The sequence below is a fragment of the Streptomyces sp. NPDC002787 genome (genome assembly GCF_053592095.1).
On record NZ_JBSFVC010000043.1, the window covers coordinates 33,007 to 51,493 of the forward strand.

At 70.8% G+C, this 18,487-nt stretch carries 16 protein-coding genes and 4 pseudogenes; 7 read left to right on the forward strand and 13 right to left on the reverse strand.

All coding sequences use genetic code 11. The features are described 5' to 3' along the window. Position 1: 1 nt before the first annotated feature. Positions 2 to 91, reverse strand: coding sequence for a K(+)-transporting ATPase subunit F (gene kdpF / locus ACWD26_RS39115; RefSeq protein WP_032746149.1), 90 nt, complete (start codon positions 89 to 91; stop codon positions 2 to 4). 721 nt (positions 92 to 812) lie between these two features. On the opposite strand from kdpF, the gene ACWD26_RS39120 reads away from it, so the two are divergent. Beyond that, positions 813 to 2,768 (forward strand): amino acid transporter, encoded by a 1,956-nt coding sequence (locus ACWD26_RS39120; RefSeq protein WP_451277667.1) that lies wholly within the window; start codon positions 813 to 815, stop codon positions 2,766 to 2,768. A 165-nt stretch (positions 2,769 to 2,933) separates the two neighbouring features. Here ACWD26_RS39120 and ACWD26_RS39125 read toward each other — a convergent pair whose 3' ends face one another. The 3 genes and pseudogenes from ACWD26_RS39125 to ACWD26_RS39135 form a co-directional block, all read right to left on the reverse strand. Then, positions 2,934 to 3,953 (reverse strand): hemolysin family protein, encoded by a 1,020-nt coding sequence (locus tag ACWD26_RS39125; RefSeq protein ID WP_451277669.1) that lies wholly within the window; start codon positions 3,951 to 3,953, stop codon positions 2,934 to 2,936. Continuing rightward, complete coding sequence (locus ACWD26_RS39130; RefSeq protein WP_451277671.1) at positions 3,950 to 5,317, reverse strand: hemolysin family protein; 1,368 nt, start codon at positions 5,315 to 5,317, stop codon at positions 3,950 to 3,952. Before ACWD26_RS39130 ends, ACWD26_RS39125 begins: the two co-directional genes overlap by 4 nt. A 618-nt stretch (positions 5,318 to 5,935) precedes the next feature. Further along, positions 5,936 to 6,366 (reverse strand): annotated as a pseudogene (locus ACWD26_RS39135) (transporter associated domain-containing protein); the annotation flags it as partial. Between the two features lie 83 nt (positions 6,367 to 6,449). On the opposite strand from ACWD26_RS39135, the gene ACWD26_RS39140 reads away from it, so the two are divergent. Together ACWD26_RS39140 and ACWD26_RS39145 are read left to right on the forward strand one after the other, a co-directional pair. Next, positions 6,450 to 6,584, forward strand: coding sequence for a hypothetical protein (locus ACWD26_RS39140; protein ID WP_451277722.1), 135 nt, complete (start codon positions 6,450 to 6,452; stop codon positions 6,582 to 6,584). 72 nt (positions 6,585 to 6,656) lie between these two features. Next, positions 6,657 to 7,064, forward strand: a pseudogene (locus ACWD26_RS39145) (TerB family tellurite resistance protein); the annotation flags it as partial. Between the two features lie 191 nt (positions 7,065 to 7,255). On the opposite strand, the gene ACWD26_RS39150 reads toward ACWD26_RS39145, so the two are convergent. From ACWD26_RS39150 to ACWD26_RS39165, 4 genes and pseudogenes are all read right to left on the reverse strand, one after another. Further along, a complete protein-coding gene (locus tag ACWD26_RS39150) occupies positions 7,256 to 7,489 on the reverse strand; it encodes a type A2 lantipeptide (RefSeq protein ID WP_451277673.1) in 234 nt (77 codons plus the stop codon). Positions 7,490 to 7,915: 426 nt separating this feature from the next. Continuing rightward, positions 7,916 to 8,140 (reverse strand): annotated as a pseudogene (locus tag ACWD26_RS39155) (M56 family peptidase); the annotation flags it as partial. Positions 8,141 to 8,195: 55 nt separating this feature from the next. After that, a complete protein-coding gene (locus ACWD26_RS39160) occupies positions 8,196 to 9,302 on the reverse strand; it encodes an SPFH domain-containing protein (protein ID WP_451277675.1) in 1,107 nt (368 codons plus the stop codon). A 45-nt stretch (positions 9,303 to 9,347) separates the two neighbouring features. Further along, entirely contained in the window at positions 9,348 to 9,785 is a 438-nt protein-coding gene (locus tag ACWD26_RS39165; RefSeq protein ID WP_451277677.1) for an NfeD family protein, read from the reverse strand. 187 nt (positions 9,786 to 9,972) lie between these two features. On the opposite strand from ACWD26_RS39165, the gene ACWD26_RS39170 reads away from it, so the two are divergent. Then, positions 9,973 to 10,965 (forward strand): TerC family protein, encoded by a 993-nt coding sequence (locus ACWD26_RS39170; RefSeq protein ID WP_451277679.1) that lies wholly within the window; start codon positions 9,973 to 9,975, stop codon positions 10,963 to 10,965. 354 nt (positions 10,966 to 11,319) lie between these two features. On the opposite strand, the gene ACWD26_RS39175 is transcribed toward ACWD26_RS39170, so the two are convergent. The 5 genes from ACWD26_RS39175 to ACWD26_RS39195 form a co-directional block, all read right to left on the reverse strand. Then, a complete protein-coding gene (locus tag ACWD26_RS39175) occupies positions 11,320 to 11,583 on the reverse strand; it encodes a hypothetical protein (protein ID WP_451277681.1) in 264 nt (87 codons plus the stop codon). A 210-nt stretch (positions 11,584 to 11,793) separates the two neighbouring features. Further along, positions 11,794 to 12,558: an SUMF1/EgtB/PvdO family nonheme iron enzyme gene (locus ACWD26_RS39180; RefSeq protein WP_451277683.1), complete on the reverse strand. Its 765-nt coding sequence runs from the start codon at positions 12,556 to 12,558 to the stop codon at positions 11,794 to 11,796. Between the two features lie 146 nt (positions 12,559 to 12,704). Beyond that, positions 12,705 to 13,823, reverse strand: coding sequence for a sensor histidine kinase (locus tag ACWD26_RS39185; protein WP_451277685.1), 1,119 nt, complete (start codon positions 13,821 to 13,823; stop codon positions 12,705 to 12,707). Next, on the reverse strand, positions 13,820 to 14,056 hold the full coding sequence (locus tag ACWD26_RS39190) for a hypothetical protein (protein WP_451277687.1): 237 nt from the start codon (positions 14,054 to 14,056) through the stop codon (positions 13,820 to 13,822). Before ACWD26_RS39190 ends, ACWD26_RS39185 begins: the two co-directional genes overlap by 4 nt. Then, the gene (locus ACWD26_RS39195) at positions 14,053 to 14,796 is read right to left on the reverse strand and encodes a response regulator (RefSeq protein WP_451277689.1); all 744 of its coding nucleotides are present in this window, start codon (positions 14,794 to 14,796) and stop codon (positions 14,053 to 14,055) included. The genes ACWD26_RS39190 and ACWD26_RS39195 overlap by 4 nt, the downstream gene beginning before the upstream one ends. A gap of 247 nt (positions 14,797 to 15,043) precedes the next feature. Here ACWD26_RS39195 and ACWD26_RS39200 point away from each other — a divergent pair. The 3 genes and pseudogenes from ACWD26_RS39200 (at position 15,044) to ACWD26_RS39210 (ending at position 18,421) form a co-directional block, all read left to right on the forward strand. Beyond that, positions 15,044 to 16,286, forward strand: a pseudogene (locus ACWD26_RS39200) (DUF418 domain-containing protein). Between the two features lie 286 nt (positions 16,287 to 16,572). Then, positions 16,573 to 16,776: a cold-shock protein gene (locus tag ACWD26_RS39205; protein ID WP_028799214.1), complete on the forward strand. Its 204-nt coding sequence runs from the start codon at positions 16,573 to 16,575 to the stop codon at positions 16,774 to 16,776. A gap of 175 nt (positions 16,777 to 16,951) precedes the next feature. Continuing rightward, positions 16,952 to 18,421 (forward strand): DEAD/DEAH box helicase, encoded by a 1,470-nt coding sequence (locus ACWD26_RS39210; protein ID WP_451277691.1) that lies wholly within the window; start codon positions 16,952 to 16,954, stop codon positions 18,419 to 18,421. The last annotated feature ends 66 nt before the right edge of the window (positions 18,422 to 18,487 follow it).

Below are 18,487 nucleotides of genomic sequence, written 5' to 3' on the forward strand. Positions count from 1 at the left end.
CTCAGAACCTCTCCGGGAAGAGCAGGGCGAGGACGAGATAGCCCAGCAGGGAGACGGCCACGACCAGGCCGACGACGTTCTCGACGGTCACAGCTTCGTCACCCCCTTGGCGACGAGAGCCACCAGCGCGAACACCGCGATCGTGGTGACGACGAAGGCCACATCGGCCATCGCGAACTCCTGGAGTGAGGTTCGGAAACAACGGACGAAAGAACTGCCGAAGGATCGGACGAAGGAACGAACGGACGGACGGGCGGACGAAGGAACGGACGATTCGAGGAGACCGCGCCTCCGGCCGGATCCGGCCTCCCGTTGACGGCTCCCTTACGGCGGCCCGCACACCTTTGACGGGATCCATACGGCCCTGATCCTCGACGGCGGCGAAGGCCACGTGACGATGCGGAGCGTCGTGCGGATCCCCGGGGACACGGCCCGGGACCAGCCGCTCGCCGGTGCGGGCGCAGGCGGGTCGAGGAGGTCTCTACCGGATGGTGAGAACTGCGCCGTACTCATCCGGCCGGCGGCCTTCACGGGCTCCACCCCGGCCGCCGCCTCGGCCGGCCGGGCCCGCTCCACGACATGAAAGCGGCGTGCCGGGAACCCCCGGCCGGCGGGGTTTCGCCGTGGCTGCCTCGTAGTCCTGGGGGCGGCATGAGGCCGGGTGTCCGGCGCCGGCCTGGTCTTAACGGAAGTTTGACGCCGTCGCGTGACCTATCCCATGGGCCCCGGCGTCACGCTCTGCTTACGTTGACGCGGCCGTCAAGGTGATGGCTCGAAACCAACGCTGAGCCGCACACCGGGAGAGCACGTCGATGGCCACCACCGAGCACCCGCCGCCGAGCCGACTGCGGACCTGGATGCTTCAGGGCCTGTCCGACATGGGCAAGCCCGGCGGCCACAAGGGTCCGCACGCCGAACCGGAACCGCCGCACAAGGGCCAGCCCTGGTGGCGGGTGATGTGCCTGACGGGCGTCGACTACTTCTCCACCCTCGGCTACCAGCCCGGCATCGCCGCCCTCGCCGCCGGCCTCCTCTCCCCCGTGGCGACCATCGTGCTCGTCGTCGTCACCCTGGCCGGCGCCCTGCCGGTCTACCGCCGCGTGGCCGAGGAGAGCCCGCACGGCCAGGGCTCGATCTCCATGCTGGAGCGCCTGCTGACGTTCTGGAAGGGCAAGCTCTTCGTCCTGACCCTGCTGGGTTTCGCGGCGACGGACTTCCTGATCACCATCACCCTCTCCGCCGCGGACGCCTCCACCCACCTGGTGGAGAACCCGCACCTGAACAGCGCCCTGCACGACAAGCAGCTCCTGATCACCCTGATCCTGATCGCCCTGCTCGGCGCGGTGTTCCTCAAGGGCTTCCTGGAGGCGATCGGCGTCGCGGTGGCCCTGGTGGGCGCCTACCTCGCGCTGAACGTCGTCGTCGTGGCGGTCGGCCTCTGGCATGTGCTCACCGAGGGTCACGTGGTCACCGACTGGACCAGCGCGCTGACCGCCGAACACGGCAACGTCCTCGTCATGGTCGGCGTGGCGCTGATCGTCTTCCCCAAGCTCGCGCTCGGCCTCTCCGGCTTCGAGACCGGGGTCGCCGTCATGCCCCATGTGCGGGGCGACGAGGGGGACACGGAGGAGCACCCCAGGGGCCGTATCCGGGACACGAAGAAGCTGCTCACCGCCGCGGCGATCATCATGAGCGTCTTCCTGATCAGCACGAGCTTCATCACCACCCTCCTCATCCCCGAGAAGGAGTTCGAGGACGGCGGCGACGCCAACGGCCGCGCCCTCGCCTACCTCGCCCACGACTACCTGGGCAACGCCTTCGGCACCGTCTACGACGTCTCGACGATCGCCATCCTCTGGTTCGCCGGCGCCTCCGCCATGGCGGGCCTGCTCAACCTCATGCCGCGCTACCTCCCCCGCTACGGCATGGCCCCGCACTGGGCCCGCGCGGTCCGCCCCATGGTCATCGTCTTCACCCTCGTCGGCTTCCTCGTCACCTGGATCTTCGACGCGGACGTGGACGCGCAGGGCGGCGCGTACGCGACGGGCGTCCTGGTCCTGATCAGCTCGGCGGCGATCGCGGTGACGATAGCCGCGCACAAGGCCGGCCAGCGGAACCGGCGGATCGCCTTCGGAGTGATCTCGGCGGTGTTCCTCTACACCACCGTCCTCAACGTCATCGAGCGCCCCGACGGCGTGAAGATCGGCGCCTGCTTCATCGCGGGCATCATGCTGGTCTCCTTCCTCTCCCGGCTGGCCCGCGCCTTCGAGCTCCGCGTCACCGGCGTCGAGCTGGACGACATGGCGGAACGGTTCGTCCGTGACATGTCCCACCGCCGCATCCGGTTCATCGCCAACGAGCCCGACCGGCGTGACAAGGCCGAGTACCGCGACAAGATCGAACAGATCCGGCAGGACAACGACATGCCGGAACAGGAGGACTTCGTCTTCGTCGAGGTGACGGTGACGGACCCCTCCGAATTCGAGGCCGGCCTGACCGTACGCGGCGCGGTCCTGCACGACCGCTACCGGGTCCTGACCCTGGAGTCGTCCTCCATCCCCAACTCGCTCGCCGCCCTGCTCCTCCACGTCCGCGACACCACGGGCCGCACCCCGCACATCTACTTCGAGTGGACCGAGGGCAACCCCTTCGCCAACTTCCTGCGCTTCCTCCTCTTCGGCCAGGGCGAGGTCGCCCCGGTCACCCGCGAGGTCCTGCGCGAGGCGGAACCGGACCGGGCCCGCCGACCGCGGGTCCACACCGGCTGAGACCGGCGCGTCCGTCAAGGCAGTACGCCGGCCAGTACACGGGCATCACCGGCCCGCCTGATCCGGCCCCGATCCGGCCCGATCCGGCCTGATCCGGTTTGATCGGGCCTGATCCGGCCCCGTGGCCACTACCGCCGGGGACGGATCAGGATGCCCATGGTTCCGTCACGTCGTCTGAGGGTGCAGGAGGCGGGCCAGCAGGTCGTCCAGCGTGACCAGGCCGGTCAGCCGTCCGCTGTCGTCGAAGACGATGGCGAGGGAGGCTCGGCGTCGGCGCAGTTGCTCGATGGCGTGCCCGACGGTGTCCCGGGCGGTCAGCTCCGGTACCGGGCGGGCGAGCTCCCGGGCAGTCGTGGTGCGGCCCCTGCCTCGGGCGATCAGGGCGTCCCGGGCGTGGACCGAGCCGATGACCAGCGGACCGTCGCGCACCAGCAGGCGGTTTCGGTCGTGCTCGGCCGCTGTCGCGAGGATGGCGTCGAGGTCGGCCTCCGCCGGTACCGAGGTGATCTCGCCGGCCGGGATCTGGAGGTCGCCCACCGGGGACTGCGGTTCGGTGAGCGTGTTGGTGATCAGTTCGGAGTCGTCCTTGCTGATCAGCCCGAGCCGCTCGGACTCCTCCACGAGGTGGGTGAGCTGCTCGCGGTTGTGAACCGAGGTGAGTTCGTCGCGCGGGGTGACCCGGCACAGGCGGACCAGGGCGTTGCTCATCGTGTTGAGGACCCGGATCAGCGGGCGCACGGCCGCCACCACGCCCCGGAAGGGCGGGGAGAGCAGCATCGCGGAGCGCTCGGGGTGGGCGATGGCCCAGGACTTGGGGGCCATCTCACCGACCACCATGTGCAGGAACACGACCACGGTCATGGCCACGGCGAACGCGACGCCGTAGCTGAGCGCGGTGGGCAGGCCCAGGTCGTGCAGCAGCGGGTCGAGTTCGTGGGAGATCGCGGGTTTGGACACCGAGCCCAGGCCCAGTGTGCAGATGGTGATCCCGAGCTGGGCGCCGGCGAGCATCAGCGACAGTTCGCGCATGCCGGCGAGCGCGGCCTTGGCGCCGCTCCGGCCCTCGGCCGCCGCCTTCTCCATGCGGTGCCGCTTGGCGGCGACCAGTGCGAACTCGGCGGCGACGAAGAACCCGCTGCCGATCAGCAGCAGCACGGTGACGAAGAGTGCCATCGGGAAACTCATGCCTGCTCCTCCTCGGGTTCCGCCACGGCCATCCGCTCCAGTCGCACCCGTTCGGGCACGTGCCGGTCGAGGGTGCGTACGTCGATCCGTACGCGGCCTCCGTCGGGCAGCTCCACGGTGAGCCGGTCGCCGATGGCCGGGAAGCGGCCCAGTCGGTCGACGATCAGGCCGGCCACGGTGTCGTAGTCCTCTTCCTCGGGCAGTTCGATGCCGGTCGCGTCGGCCACCTCGTCCAGACGGCGTCCGGCGTCCACCAGCCAGCCGTTTCCGTCTCCGCCCCTGTTGCCGTTCCCGTCCGCGACGGCGATCTCGGTGATGGTGTCGGTCTCGTCGGCGATGTCGCCGACCAGTTCCTCGGCGATGTCCTCGTAGGTCACGATGCCCGCCACGCCGCCGTGCTCGTCGAGGACCACGGCGAACTCGTCGTCCCGGTCCCGCATCTGCTCCACGGCGTCCGGCAGCGGCAGGCTGTCGGGCAGCAGCAGGGGGCGGCGGGCGAGCGCGCCCGCCGTGGTGCCGGTGAACAGGCCGGCGGGCAGCCGCATCAGCTCCCGTACGCCGAGCACGCCCGCGACGTCGTCCGGGTGGTCGCCGAGTACGGGGTAGTTGGAGTGGCCGTACTTGGCGATCAGGTCGACCGCCTCTGCGGCGGTTGCGTCCTTGCGGACGAAGACGGCGTCGGCGCGCGGCACCATCACCTCGTCCAGCGTCCGGTCGGAGAACTCCAGGGCGTGGTCGAGCAGCTCGGCCGTCTCGCGCGGCAGCTGGCCCTGCTCGTGGGACTCACCGATCAGGTGGCCCAGCTCCTCCAGGGTGGCGCCGTGGTGCAGCTCCTCCACGGGCTCGATGCCGACCTTGCGCAGCAGCTTGTTCGCCGCGCCGTCGAAGACGTGGACCACCGGGCCGACGACCTTCAGATACGCCAGTGTGGAGGCGGCCAGTGACTTCGCCAGGCGCTCCGGGATCGCGATGGCGAGGTTCTTCGGGGCCAGTTCGCCGATCACCATCTGCACGACCGTGGCCAGCACGAAGGCCAGCACGACGGAGATGCCGGAGACGGCACCGTCGGGGATGCCGATACCGGTGAGGACCGGCTTGAGCAGCGCCGACACGGACGGCTCGGCGATGAAGCCGACGACCAGACCGGTCACGGTGATGCCGAGCTGGGCGCCCGAGAGCATGAACGAAAGACGCTCCAGCACCGTCAGGGCGCGGGCGGCCTTCCTGTCCCCGGCCTCGGCCTGACGGGCCAGGGCGAGCCGGTCGGCGGAGACGTACGCGAATTCCTGGGCGACGAAGTATCCGGTGCCGGCGGTCAGCACGAACACGGCCAGCACGCCCAGCCAGGCTTCCACGGCACTCATCGAACACCACCCCGCCGTGTGCCGTGCTCAGGAAAAGCCTGGCGGGGTGGTCGGGGACTGTGCCCCGAAGGGTCCGTCGAACTGGCGGACACGAGCGGTACTCCTCTGATAGCAGTGGGAACAAGGGAACGATTCTGGCCACATCCGGGTTCCCGGCGCATCCGGGGACTGTGCGACGGCGAAGGGTTCCGGGCTCGTCCGGTGGGAGCGGTGGTGCCGGCCTCGTGGCGGGGCCGTGGAGCGGATCGGGGCGGCGTTCCTCACCGGCTTCGGGCTGGTGCGGTGGCCGACGCGTACGAGCGCTCCCGGGGAGCCGCTGTGGCCGGTGACGGCCCTCGTCGGCTTGGCTCTGGCGGCAGGGGCAGGGGCAGGCGCACCGGACGTGTCTGGGGGAGGTCCGGCGCGGCTCCCCCGCCCGACTGGGGTCCCGCTGGTCGCGGCCGGTGCCGCGGGCTGCGCCGCCGGCCCAGCCGGCGGTCCGGCGGGGCCCGAACGGCTGGCGTTGGATTCGCGGCCGCGATCATCCCGTGGGGCACAGCGGGGCAGAGCGAGGCCGGGCGGACCGGAGCGAGGCAGAGCGGAACACCGTGAGCCGGGCCTGACACCGGCGGCGCGGGATCATGCCGGGGCCGGGGCCGGGCCGACCAGCTCGGTCAGGACACTGTCGCCCTGGGCCGGGATGCGGGCGAGCCAGGTGGCGATCAGACCGGCCACCGTCTCGTACGGCCCCTCCGGCGCGGCCAGCCCTATCCGGGCCAGCTCGTCGATGCGCACCCCGCCGTCCGCCTCCCACACCGCGCGTCCGTCCGCGCGCCCGGGCGCGGGCGGCAGATCGGGGGCCTCGACCGGATCGTGCTCGTCAGGAGCCGGTCGGCGGGCAGGCTGTCGGGCACCAGGAGCGGTGCGGTGGCCAGCTCGGTGACCTGGGTGAGCCGCCGCTTCTCGGGCTCCAGGGCGAGGACGTCACGGATGTGGACGGTGCCCACCACCTCGTCCAGGGTGTCGCGGTAGACGGGGAAGCGGGACAGACCGGTGGCGTGGGTCAGGTGAGGGTGCGGACGAACAGTTCGGCGGAGTCCGGCTCCAGAGCCATGATGAACACCATCACGACGGCCACCGCTCCGGCCCCGGCATGGGCACCGCCGTCGCCGCGGGCGCGGCCGGGCTCGCGGTCGGTGTCGTCGGCGGCATGGTCGCGGCGGAGGTCGTCGACTACGTGGGCGACTTCTTCGAGGGCGACGAGGAGGACGAGGGGGAGGAGGGCTGACGTCCCGCCTCTGACGAACCCGTCGGAAAGGGCCGGAACCCATGTCCTGTGGGACCGCCCCAAGGAGTCCGCATCGACCCGGCCGGGCGCCGCCGCGTCGCCCAGCTCGTCGCCACCGACGAGGCGTTGCGGAACTTCCCCGCCGACGACCTCCAGCGCCGGTTCGACGACAACCTCGACAAGCTGACCGCGGACTTCGGCTTCGGCTTCGGCTTCGCTTCGGCTTCGGCTTCGCTTCGGCTTCGGCTTCGCTTCGGCTTCGGCTTCGGCTTCGGCTTCGGCTTCGGCAAGGTCAGCGTGTCGCAGGAGGTCGCCAAGGTGGAGAAGAAGCCCGCGGAGGCGCACGCCGTCATCCGGATCGGCATCGTCATCGTCATCGTCATCGGCGGCGCCGTCGGCGACTTCGACAAGACCGAGCAGGCCGTCGTCCGCGAAGCCTGCTTCATCCTCGGCCAGCCGCCGCACGAGTTCGACCCGTGACCGGCTCAGGGAGACGCGTGCCGGGCCGGGCCCTTCGCGGGGCCCGGCCCGGCGCACCGGCCTTCGTGAGAGCACGACGGATGACCTTCGGCCGGTCCTTCCGGGTCCGTTCCCTCCGGCTGGGCGCGGCGATCAGGGCACCGCATCATCCACCAGCGTGCGATGGATCCCAGGCCCGGGGCAGCCTGTCGTCAGTGGCCGGTGGTGTTGACGTGCAGACCCGCCGCGACACCCTCGGCCGAGGCGGCACCGACCACGCCGGCGCAGACGCCACCGACCGGGGTCTCGGCCTGGAGGTGGCCGGCGAGAACGCCGGAGAGGTTGCCCGCGAGGGCACCGGAGGCGTCGGCCGCGAGACCACCGGAGACGTTGTCCAGGTCGGCTTCGGACAACTCGGCCGTGTTCACCTGGGAGTTGAGGTTCATGGGAGAGCGGTTCCCTTCGAGTGAGCTCGTGTCAAGGGTGGTGTCCGCCCGGTTCCCAGGACAAGGAACCGTTCCCGGCGGCCCCACCAAGCACGTGATCCAAGCACGCCGCAGGGGAGCCGGTCACTGAGAGGAAACGGGGTGAGGCCGCATCACGAGGACCGGGCTCACCGATGTGATGATCCGGCCCAGAAATGCGTCAATACCCTCACACATCCCGCCGTCCCGCTTCGCGCACCAGGGTTGCGCCCCGGTTCCCGGAGCGGGCAGACCCACGCCAAAGCTGCTGGCACGCGGGTGAACATGACAGCTGCTCATGTCTCATACGACCCCTGGGTGAACGGTGTGCAGGTTCGCCGGATCTTCCGCCACAGCGCATCGGATCGGGGGCGAGGGAGCGAGCAGCACAGCCACCACGGTCACCTCTCAGAGGGGTGTCGCGGCGTACAGGATGAGGCCCATCGTCACCGCGGAGTTGGCGGAGGACATCGCCCACACGGCCGTTCCCGCGGCCGCACCCCAGGCCGCCAGGCCCACCGAGGTGAACACCGACGGCCAGCTGCGCGCGGCGGGAGCAGGCCCGAGCAGGGCCGCCACTCGGCGCGGCACGGGCCCCGGCGCCGCGAAACCCGCAAGCGTGGCCGGGGGCGTCGCGGTTGCTGTGCGCTGCGGTCGTCGACGAGGGTGGCGCGACGGCCGGCAGCGCTCAGTCGTCGGACGTCCGCCCCCGGCGCGGCACTTGGGGCGACTTCGCCGCCTCGGCCTCCGCCTTGGCGTCGCTCACCGCGGCGGCGGCCTGCCTCCCGGCCTCGTCAGCGGCCGTGGCGGCGTCGAGGGAAACCGTCGATCCCGCATCGAGCTGCGGCATCCGGATCTCGCCCGGCGTGTCGTCGGCGGCTGCTGCTGCTTCGTCGGGTTGCGCAGGGGTGGGAGGGCCTGCCGTCGGCTGGTCACCGAACGCACGGGTGACGGTCCGAACCGCCTCGGTCAGCTCGCCCGGGATCACCCAGAACGTGTTGTTGTCGCTCCTCGCCAGGTGCGGGAGCGTCTCGAGGTACTTGTAGGCGAGGATCTTCGGGTCGGCGTTGTTGCGATGGACGGCCTGGAAGACGAGCTCCACCGCCTTGGCCTCGCCGTCCGCCCGCAGGATCATGGCCTGCTGCGTGCCCTGTGCCTCCAGGATGTCCTTCTGCTTGGTGCCTTCCGCGGTGAGGATCTTGGCCTGGCGCTCCCCTTCGGCGTGCAGGATGGCCGCGCGCTTGTCACGCTCGGCCCGCATCTGCTTCTCCATCGCCTCCTTGATGGTGTGCGGTGGATCGATGGCCTTGATCTCGACGCGGTTGACCCGGATGCCCCACTTGCCGGTGGCATCGTCGAGGACGGCGCGGAGCCGGGAGTTGATCTCCTCACGCGAGGTGAGCGTCTCCTCCAGGTCCATGCTGCCGATGACGTTGCGCAGCGTCGTCACGGTGAGCTGATCGATCGCCTGCAGATAGTCGGCGACCTCGTAGGCCGCCGCCCGCGGGTCGGTGATCTGGTAGTAGAGCACGGTGTCGATGTTCACCACGAGGTTGTCCTCGGTGATCACCGGCCTGGGGTCGGACGAGTAGACCTGCTCGCGCACGTCGAGTTTGGTGTTGATGCGGTCCGCCACCGGCAGGACCAGGTTCAGGCCGGGCTGCAGCGTCCGGCGGTAACGGCCGAACCGCTCGATGTTGTAGCGGCGCGCCTGCGGGACGATCCGCACGGTGGAGGCCACGAGGAAGACGACGACGAGGGCCGCCACGAGAAGGGGGACGACAACTGGATCCACAGTGCCTCCGTTGCTATGTGTTCAGCCGCGCCGGTGTCCGGCCGATCACGGAAGGAGTTCTCGGGGATAGACGATGGCCGTGGCGCCTTCGATCTCCATGACGTCCACCAGCGCGCCCACCGGGATCACCAGGCTCTCGTCGAGGGCGCGGGCGGACCATTCCTCGCCGGAGAGTTTGATCAGGCCGCGGGTCGCGGTGACCTCCTGCATGACCTCGGCCCGCTTGCCGATCAGCGCGTCGGTGCCGTCGCGTGTGAGGGGCTGCTGTGCCATGTGCCGCATCGCGACAGGACGGACGATGACCAGGCCCGCTGCCGCTGCCGCTCCGAGGGCCACGAGCTGGCCGAGAACGCCGATGCCCACACCGGCGACCACGGCGGCGACCAACGCGGCGCCCGCCAGCAGCCCGAAGACCAGTGTCAGGGTGAAGAATTCCGCGGCACCCAGCGCCGCGGCGGCGAGCAGCCAGAGGTACCACGGCATCGAATCGCCCTCCGTCAGGGGCCTTCTCCACCAAGTTACCTCCCGGAACGCCGGGCCGAACAGACACGGGAGCCGTGGTTGCCGATCGTGGGGGCCCGTGGCGGTGAGCACCGGGAGACAACCCGCCGCCGCATGCCCCAGACTCGTAAGAAGACCGCCGGTCGATCGCGCTGGAGAGGTCGGAACCGTGCATGACGTGCCGCTGTGGATGTGGGTGGCGTTCGCCGTCACCGTGCTGGTGTCGCTGGCGGTCGATCTCCTCGCGCACCGGCAGGAACACGTCATCGGTTTCCGCGAGGCCGCCGCCTGGAGCGGTGTCTGGGTGGGCCTGGCGATCGTCTTCGGTGGTGTGGTCTTCGCGGTGGTCGGCACGACCGCCGGAGTCGAGTACACGACCGCGTGGCTCCTGGAGAAGAGCCTGTCGGTCGACAACCTCTTCGTCTTCGCCCTGATCTTCGGCTACTTCAACGTGCCGCGTGCCTACCAGCACCGTGTGCTGTTTCTCGGTGTCCTCGGCGCCCTGGTCTTCCGCGGCATCTTCCTCGCCGCCGGTGTGGCGGTGGTCAGCCGCTTCACGGCCGTCCTGTACGTCTTCGCCGCGATCCTCTTCTACAGCACCTACAAGATCTTCAAAGAGGAGGACGACAGCTTCGACCCCGGCAAGAGCATCGCCGTGAAACTGCTTCGCAAGGTCGTCCCGGTACGGGACGAGTACGTGGGGACCCACTTCTTCGTCAAGGAAGCCGGGAAACGCGTCGCCACGCCGCTGCTCGCCGTCGTGGCCGCGATCGAAGCCGCCGACCTCGTCTTCGCCGTCGACAGCGTGCCCGCCGTGCTGGCCGTCAGCAGTGACGCCTTCATCGTCTACACCAGCAACGCCTTCGCCATCCTCGGACTGCGCGCCCTGTACTTCATGCTCGCCGGGCTGCTCGACCGCTTCCACTACCTGAGCAAGGGACTGGCTTTCATCCTCGCCTTCATCGGGGTCAAGCTCATCCTCCAGGCGTCCCACAAGACGATCAGCCCCTCCGTGCCCGAGATCCCCTCGCCGCTCAGCCTCGCCGTCATCGTCGCCGTTCTCGCCGTTTCCATCGGGCTGAGCATGGCTCGGCCCCTGCCCTCCGGCCCACCTGATGACCGTCCGCGGACGGACGCCGGCAGCGAGCCGCCCGACACCTGACGCCAAGCGGCCGCCAAGAGATGGCAAATGCGTAGTAAAGTACGATTATGGGTGCAAGTAAGCAGAGGAAGAGGGCTACCGCGTCGTCGTCCGGGTACTTCTGCCCCTCGTGCGAAGGGCCCGTGGACGCCGTCGTGCAACGACACAAGACCATGGGCGTCTACGTTCCCGTCTGGACCGCGGGCCCGTGCCACGACCCCCTGTGTCCGGAGTACGTGCCCGAGCCACGGGTGACCACCTCGGCCCACGGCGGCACCAGGCACCAGCCGACGGGCCGGGAAGACGACTGAGGATGACGGCAGCCCCCGTAGCCGTCGCGGCGATGGCCGTCGTGGCGATGGCCGTGCCGTGTCGTTACTCCGTGGTCTTCTCGATCCTCTCGGTACCCACGCTCACGACCGTGCCGCGCTTGTTCACCAGGCGCACCTCACCGAGGAGATCGCGGCCCTCGGGCGGGGTCGTCGCGGCCTTCAGCCGCGCGGAGACCGTCCTCGACGTACCCGTGCCGAGCTTCACCGCCGCCGAGCCGTCGATCGTGGTCGAGCCGAGCGCGGGGGAGAAGCAGGCGTCGCCGTAGTCGAAGGCGGCCGATCCCGACGGGACGGAGAAGCCGAACACCTCGATCGTGTACGTGCCGGCGGCCGGGTCGGGGATGGAGACGGACTCCTCGGAGTCACCGTCCGCGTCCTGGGCGACCAGGTGTTCCCAGGCATGCGCGGCCGCGGAGATCCAACAGAAGGGCCCTGAGGCCCGGGTCGGAGACCCGGGCCTCAGGGCGTTCGCCGTGAATCAGTCGCCGGAGCGCCGAAGTGAGGGAGTCGAAAGGGGTCACGTCATGTCCAGGGCGCAGCGGAACCCCACGTTGCCGGTTGCCGGGTCCGGGAGGAGTCCCTGCCGCGCGGCGACCCGGTAGCGGCGGCAGCAGGAGGCGTGACAGAGGTAGGAACCCCCTTTGGTGACACGCTGCTCTGAGCCGACGGAGGGCGCGAACGGGTCCTCGCACCACTCCCAGACGTTGCCGGTGACGTTGTAGAGGCCGAAGCCGTTGGGGTCGTAGGCGTCGACGGGGCAGGTGCCGTACCAGCCGTCGGCCGTCGGGTGGCGGTTCGGGAACTCGCCCTGCCACACGTTCATCCGGGGACGGCCGCCCGGCTCGAACTCGTCGCCCCAGGGGAACACCTTCGCGTGCAGGCCTCCCCGGGCGGCGCGTTCCCATTCCGCCTCGGTGGGCAGGCGTGTGCCGGCCCACGCGCAGTAGGCGCGGGCGTCGTCCCAGTCGACGTGGACGACCGGATGATCCGCACGGTCCCGCCAGGTGGGGTGCGGTCCGTCGGGACGGCGCCAGTCGGCGCCCTCGACCGCCGTGGACAGGTCGCGCAGGACCTGCCGGGCCGGCCGGACCAGCGCCTCACCGGCGGCGGTGAGGGCGACACCGTGCGGGAGTCGGTGGAAGAGTCTGCCGCCGCATTCGCGTTCCAGGGACCGGATCGCATGCGACAGCGACGGTTGCGCGACATGGAGCGCCATGGCCGCGGCGGTGAATCCGCCGTGCTCGACCACGGCGATGAAGTATTCCAACTGGCGTCGTTCCATCAGGTCTCCACCGGGTCTCCGTCGGTCTCTGACTGTCTCCGTCGGTCTCCGTCGGTCTCCGTCGGTCTCCGTCGGTCTCCGTCGGTCTCCGTCGGTCTCCGTCGGTCTGGCGGGCGCTGCGGGGGGGCAGAGAGAAGCGGGCGCGGTCAGTCCACTTGGGCGGGGATCCGTAGGTTCACCTCGTAGCCGCCGGCCGGGGTGGGCCCGGAGTCGAGGGTGCCGTCCAGGAGTTCGGCGCGCTCCCGGAGGCCGATGAGGCCCTGCTGGGAGCTCGGGAGGGGCAGGGCGGGGCGGGTGGGGGGCGTGTTCGTGACCGTCACACCGTAGGTGTCGCCGTCGCGCCAGAGCCGTACGGCCGCGGTGGCGCCGGGTGCGTGTTTGCGGACGTTGGTGAGGGCTTCCTGGACGGTGCGGTAGACGGCGCGCTGGGCGGTCGTGCTGATGTCCGCCGGTAGTTCCCCGGTGAGTTCGGTGGGGATGCCGCTGGTCGCGACGAGTGTGCGGAGGTCGGCGAGGGTGGGCTGCGGGGTGAGCTCGGTGGCTCGCCCCCCGGAGGCCCTGAGCAGGGTGACCATGTGCCGCAGTTCGTCGAGGGTGTCGACGCTGAGGGAGCGGATGGTGCCGACGCCCTCCTTGAAGTCCGGGTCCTTGGCGGCGACTTGGAGCGCACCGGCCTGTACGGCGATCAGGCTGACCTGATGGGACACGACATCGTGCATCTCGCGGGCCAGCTGGGCGCGTTCGCGCGCGAGTACGGCCTGGGAGTGAAGCAGGCGTTCGTGTTCGCGGGCTTCCTCGATCTCGACGAGCCGCCGGGACAGGTCCCGGTGGGCCTGGACGAGCTGGCCCAGCAGCACGGGCGCGGCGGCCATGGCGAGGGTGTAGAAGAAGGTGACCAGGGTCCAGGTGCGCTCGTGCGGGCTGAGCTCGTTCAGCGGCCAGGGGGTGGCCGAGGCGGAGGCGAACAGCACGGCGCACACCGCGAGCAGACGGCGGTCGCGGGACCGCTCGGCGAGGGTGAACAGCGCGGCGAACGGGGCGACGACGACGTCCTGCGTCAGCGCGGCCGGCAGCGTGCAGGCGAAGACGGCGAGCGGGAAGCGCCGGCGGAGGGCGAGGGCGGCACAGCTTGCCAGGGACAAGGCGACCGCGAAGTCGGACTCGTCCCACAGTCCGATCCAGACGTCCGCGAGCGCGACCACGACGACGACGGCGTCGAGGACCGGCAAGGGAACGCGGACCCACCAGGCCCGGACCTCGCTCACCGCCCCACCCCCGGCCACTGCGCCTGCCCACCGCGCGGGCCGTCCCCACCGCGCGGGCCGTCCCCACCGCGCGGGCCGTCCCCGTCGTCGAGCAGCCCGGCCCGCTGGGCCAGCAGCGCGGCCTCGACCCGACTGCTGACGCGCAACCTGGTCAGGATCGCGCTGACGCGGTCCTCGACGGCGTCGAAGACCGGCACAGGAAAGCGGACCCACCCAGCCCGGACCTCGCTCACCGCCCCACCCCCGGCCACTGCGCCTGCCCACCGCGCGGGCCGTCCCCACCGCGCGGGCCGTCTCCACCATGCCGCCCGTGGGCGCCGTCTCCGCCGTCGAGCAGCCCGGCCCGCTGGGCCAGCAGCGCAGCCTGGACCCGGCTGCTGACGCGCAGCTTCGTCAGGATCGCGCTGACGTGGTCCTTGACGGTGCCGGCGCTGAGGTGGACGCGGGCGCCGATCTCGCCGTTGGACAGCCCCTCGGCGATCAGCACGAGGACCGCGCGTTCGCGCTCGGTGAGCCGTCCCACCCGTGTGGTCTCCTCGCTGTCGGCGGCCGGGCCGGCGCCGGGGTGGCTCTGCCAGACGGCGCGGGAGGCCTTCGGTGACATGACGACCCCGCCGGCGGCCAGCGTCCGTACGAGCTGGGCGAGTTGATCGGGCTCGGTGTCCTTCAGCAGGAAGCCGGCCGCACCGGAGCGCAGTGCGGTCAGGACGTACTCGTCGGCGTCGAACGTCGTCAGCATCGCCACCACCGGAGGCGTCGGCAGGGCGCGCAGGTGCCGCAGCACGGTCAGCCCGTCGACGTCCGGCATGCGGATGTCCAGCAGCACGACGTCCGGCCGCTCCCGCCGTACGGTGTCGACCGCCTCCGCGCCCGCCGTGGTCGCGACGACCTCGATGTCGTCGGCCGCACCGAGGATGAGCTTGAAGCCGGACCGCACCAAGGCCTCGTCGTCGACCACCACTACCCGGATCACGTGCGTTCCGCCTCGTCGTCGTTGTGCGTACGCCTCTGATCGCACGCCGATGTCGATTGTCACCGTTCCGGCTCCGACCGTAGAACGGGCGGTCGCCCGTGCGGCGGCCGGACGGGACACTCCCCCCGCCCGGGGGGGGGAGCGGTCCCCCCGAGCGGGGGGGCAGGCCCGCCCGGACGGCGGGGACCCGAGGGACCGGACGGTCGCCGGATACTCCGCGTCCGGGCCGCTCTCCAGCCTGGGAGACATGACCCAGAACGCAGCCGGCACGGTGTTCGCGACGCCGGCCACCACCGTGTCCGAGACGCCCGCGAACGAACCGGCCGTGGCGCCGCGAAGGGGCGGACCCTCGACGGGACGCCTGATCGGGGTGGATCTCGCCCGAGGGCTCGCGGTCTTCGGGATGTACGCCGCCCATGTCGGCCCCGACCCGTCGGAAGGCGGCACCACCGGCTTCCTCATGGAGCTGGCGCACGGCCGGGCCTCCGCTCTCTTCGCCTTCCTGGCCGGGTTCTCGATCATGCTGATCACCGGCCGCCGTACCCCGAAGACGGGCCGGGCGGGCCGGCAGGCGGTCGCCAGGGTGGTGATCCGGGCGCTGATCCTGCTGGTGGTCGGCACCGTGCTGACCCTGTCCGGCACACCGGTCGAGGTGATCCTCGCCTTCTACGGCCTGTACTTCCTGCTGGTCCTGCCGCTGTACCGGCTGAGCGCCGGCCCGCTGGCGGCCATCGCCGCGGGGAGCGCGCTGGTCATGCCGCAGCTCCTGTACGTCATCAAAGGCGCCCTGAACTCCGGCGGCGGCCCGGGCGGCATCTGGGCCTGGCCGGCGGACGCCGACGGCCTCGTCTCACTGCTGTTCACCGGCGGCTACCCGGCCCTGACCTGGATCCCCTTCGTGATCGCCGGTATGGCGGTGGCCCGCCTGGACCTGGCCTCCACGGTCGTACGCACACGCCTCGCCGTCACGGGCGCGGCTCTCGCCGTGCTCGGCTACGGCGGCTCCTGGCTGGCGCTGCGCCTGGTGCCCGGCACGATGTCCGCGCTCAGCGCGTCCGGGTGGGCCGACGGCGGCTCGGCCGCGTCGGCCTGGTGGTCCGACACCTGGGGCTACCCCAGCGGCGACACCCCGGCCGGGCTGCTCGTGGCCTCACCGCACAGTGAGACGACCTGTCGATCCTGGCCAACACCGGTGTCGCGCTCGCGGTCCTGATCGGCTGCCTCGCCGCCGTGGACGCCTCCCCCCCTTCCACCGCCTCGCCCGCCCGGTCATCGCGGTCGGCTCGATGTCGCTCACCGCGTACGTCTTCCACGTCGTCGGCATCCGCCTGCTGGGCATCGAGGAACTGCCCGGCTCCCCGCTGCACGTACTGCTCGGCTTCGTCGTCGCGATGACCGTGTTCGCCGCGCTCTGGTCCCGCCGCTTCCGGCGCGGCCCGCTGGAGTGGCTCCTCGGCAAGGCCACCAGGCCCGCGGAGTTCGTGCGGTGAACGGGCTCCCCCGTGGCCGCAATGCCGGGCAGGAAACGCCGTGCCCGCGAGGAGCAATATCTGTGTTCGCCACATGAGAAATAGGTGATGCGCACGGCGAGTATTCCCTCGCCCGCCACCCGATCGGAATTATCGACCGCACAGGGCCGATCGCGCCGTGCTACTGTCGATGTCAGTTGCAGGTGTGGTTGCCAGAGGGTTCATTTTCCGACGGGGTAATCATCACGGCGACACCAGGAATTCACACAGGGTGGATTTCTGACACCGCCTCCGAAGGAGAAACAAAATGGCTACTGGCACCGTGAAGTGGTTCAACGCGGAAAAGGGCTTCGGCTTCATCGAGCAGGACGGCGGCGGCGCCGACGTCTTCGCCCACTACTCGAACATCGCCACCCAGGGCTTCCGCGAGCTGCTGGAAGGCCAGAAGGTGTCGTTCGACATCGCGCAGGGCCAGAAGGGCCCGACGGCCGAGAACATCGTCCCCGCCTGACACCGGCACCGACGCGCATACTTCGCAGCTGGGGCCCGCACCTTGGGGTGCGGGCCCCAGCTCGTCGCATTTCAGGGCGCGGCCCGCATCGCCGTCGGCTCGTTCTCGAGATTCTCTGCGCCGCTCATTCGCTGCGGGAATTCCTTGCCACGCGCCGCATCAAGGAAGGTTCCGCATGAATCGCGCACAGAAAACCCGCACATACGATCGCTTCGGGGGAGGCGCTGCCGCCGGCCGCTCCGATGCCCGGCGCCGCTCCAAGGCCCAGGGAAATCGACAGGCCGCACGAAGTGATTTCGCACCCCCGAAGACGATCACTCCCCCGCTGCCCGCGGTCGAGTCGTTCGCCGATCTCGCCCTGCCGGCGCCGCTGACGGCCGCGCTCGGCCACGAAGGCGTGAGCGTGCCGTTCCCGATCCAGGCGGCGACCCTGCCGAACTCCCTGGCCGGCCGTGACGTGCTCGGCCGTGGCCGCACCGGGTCGGGCAAGACCCTCGCCTTCGGGCTCGCGCTGCTGGCCCGTACGGCGGGGCGGCGCGCCGAACCCCGGCGGCCGCTCGCCCTCGTCCTCGTCCCCACCCGGGAACTGGCCCAGCAGGTCAGCGACGCGCTCACCCCGTACGCGCGTGCCGTGAGTCTGCGCGTGGCCACCGTGGTCGGCGGGATGTCCCTCGGCAGGCAGGCCGGTGTGCTGCGCGCCGGGGCCGAGGTGATGGTCGCCACACCCGGACGGCTCAAGGACCTCATCGACCGGGGCGACTGCCGGCTCGACGACGTCGCCATCACGGTCCTCGACGAGGCCGACCAGATGACCGACATGGGCTTCATGCCCCAGGTCACCGCCCTGCTCGACCAGGTGCGCCCGGACGGGCAGCGGATGCTCTTCTCCGCCACCCTGGACCGCAACGTCGACCTGCTGGTCCGCCGCTACCTGACCGACCCGGTGGTCCACTCCGTCGACCCGTCGGCCGGAGCGGTCAGCACGATGGAGCACCACGTCCTCCATGTGCACGACGCCGACAAGCACCGCACGACCACCGAGATCGCGGCGCGCGACGGCCGCGTGATCATGTTCCTGGACACCAAGCACGCGGTGGACCGGCTCACCAGGCATCTGCTGAACAGCGGCGTCCGCGCCGCGGCCCTGCACGGGGGCAAGTCCCAGCCGCAGCGCACGCGGACGCTGGCCCAGTTCAAGAGCGGGCAGGTGACCGCGCTGGTGGCGACCAACGTCGCGGCGCGCGGGATCCACGTCGACAACCTCGACCTCGTCGTCAACGTCGACCCGCCCGGCGACCACAAGGACTACCTGCACCGCGGTGGCCGTACGGCCCGCGCCGGGGAGTCCGGCAGTGTGGTCACCCTGGTCACTCCCGACCAGCGCCGCGGCGTGAGCCGACTGATGGCATCGGCCGGGATCACGCCCCGGATCGCCCAGGTACGTTCGGGTGAGGCGGAGCTGAGCCGCATCACAGGCGCGCAGGCCCCTTCCGGTGTCCCGGTCGTCATCACCGCCCCGGCCGCGGAACGTCCTCGTCGCGTGCCCTCCCCGTCCCGGAGCCGCGCCGTCCGGGGCCGGCCCGCCGCCGAGGCGGCGCGTGGGAGCAGGGGACGGCGGCAGCGCGCGTTCGACTCGGCCGCCTGAAGCCGCTGTTCACCACCCGCACCTTCCCCTGGGAGACACCTTTGACATCGGCTCAGACGTGGCACC

Bases quoted from the DNA above. Each gene is read 5' to 3' on its own strand.
- ACWD26_RS39120 (WP_451277667.1), top strand. From the start codon at position 813: ATGGCCACCACCGAGCACCCGCCGCCGAGCCGACTGCGGACCTGGATG.
- ACWD26_RS39125 (WP_451277669.1), bottom strand. From the start codon at position 3,953: ATGAGTTTCCCGATGGCACTCTTCGTCACCGTGCTGCTGCTGATCGGC.
- ACWD26_RS39130 (WP_451277671.1), bottom strand. From the start codon at position 5,317: ATGAGTGCCGTGGAAGCCTGGCTGGGCGTGCTGGCCGTGTTCGTGCTG.
- ACWD26_RS39140 (WP_451277722.1), top strand. From the start codon at position 6,450: ATGGGCACCGCCGTCGCCGCGGGCGCGGCCGGGCTCGCGGTCGGTGTC.
- ACWD26_RS39150 (WP_451277673.1), bottom strand. From the start codon at position 7,489: ATGAACCTCAACTCCCAGGTGAACACGGCCGAGTTGTCCGAAGCCGAC.
- ACWD26_RS39165 (WP_451277677.1), bottom strand. From the start codon at position 9,785: ATGCCGTGGTACCTCTGGCTGCTCGCCGCCGCGGCGCTGGGTGCCGCG.
- ACWD26_RS39180 (WP_451277683.1), bottom strand. From the start codon at position 12,558: ATGGAACGACGCCAGTTGGAATACTTCATCGCCGTGGTCGAGCACGGC.
- ACWD26_RS39205 (WP_028799214.1), top strand. From the start codon at position 16,573: ATGGCTACTGGCACCGTGAAGTGGTTCAACGCGGAAAAGGGCTTCGGC.
- ACWD26_RS39210 (WP_451277691.1), top strand. From the start codon at position 16,952: ATGAATCGCGCACAGAAAACCCGCACATACGATCGCTTCGGGGGAGGC.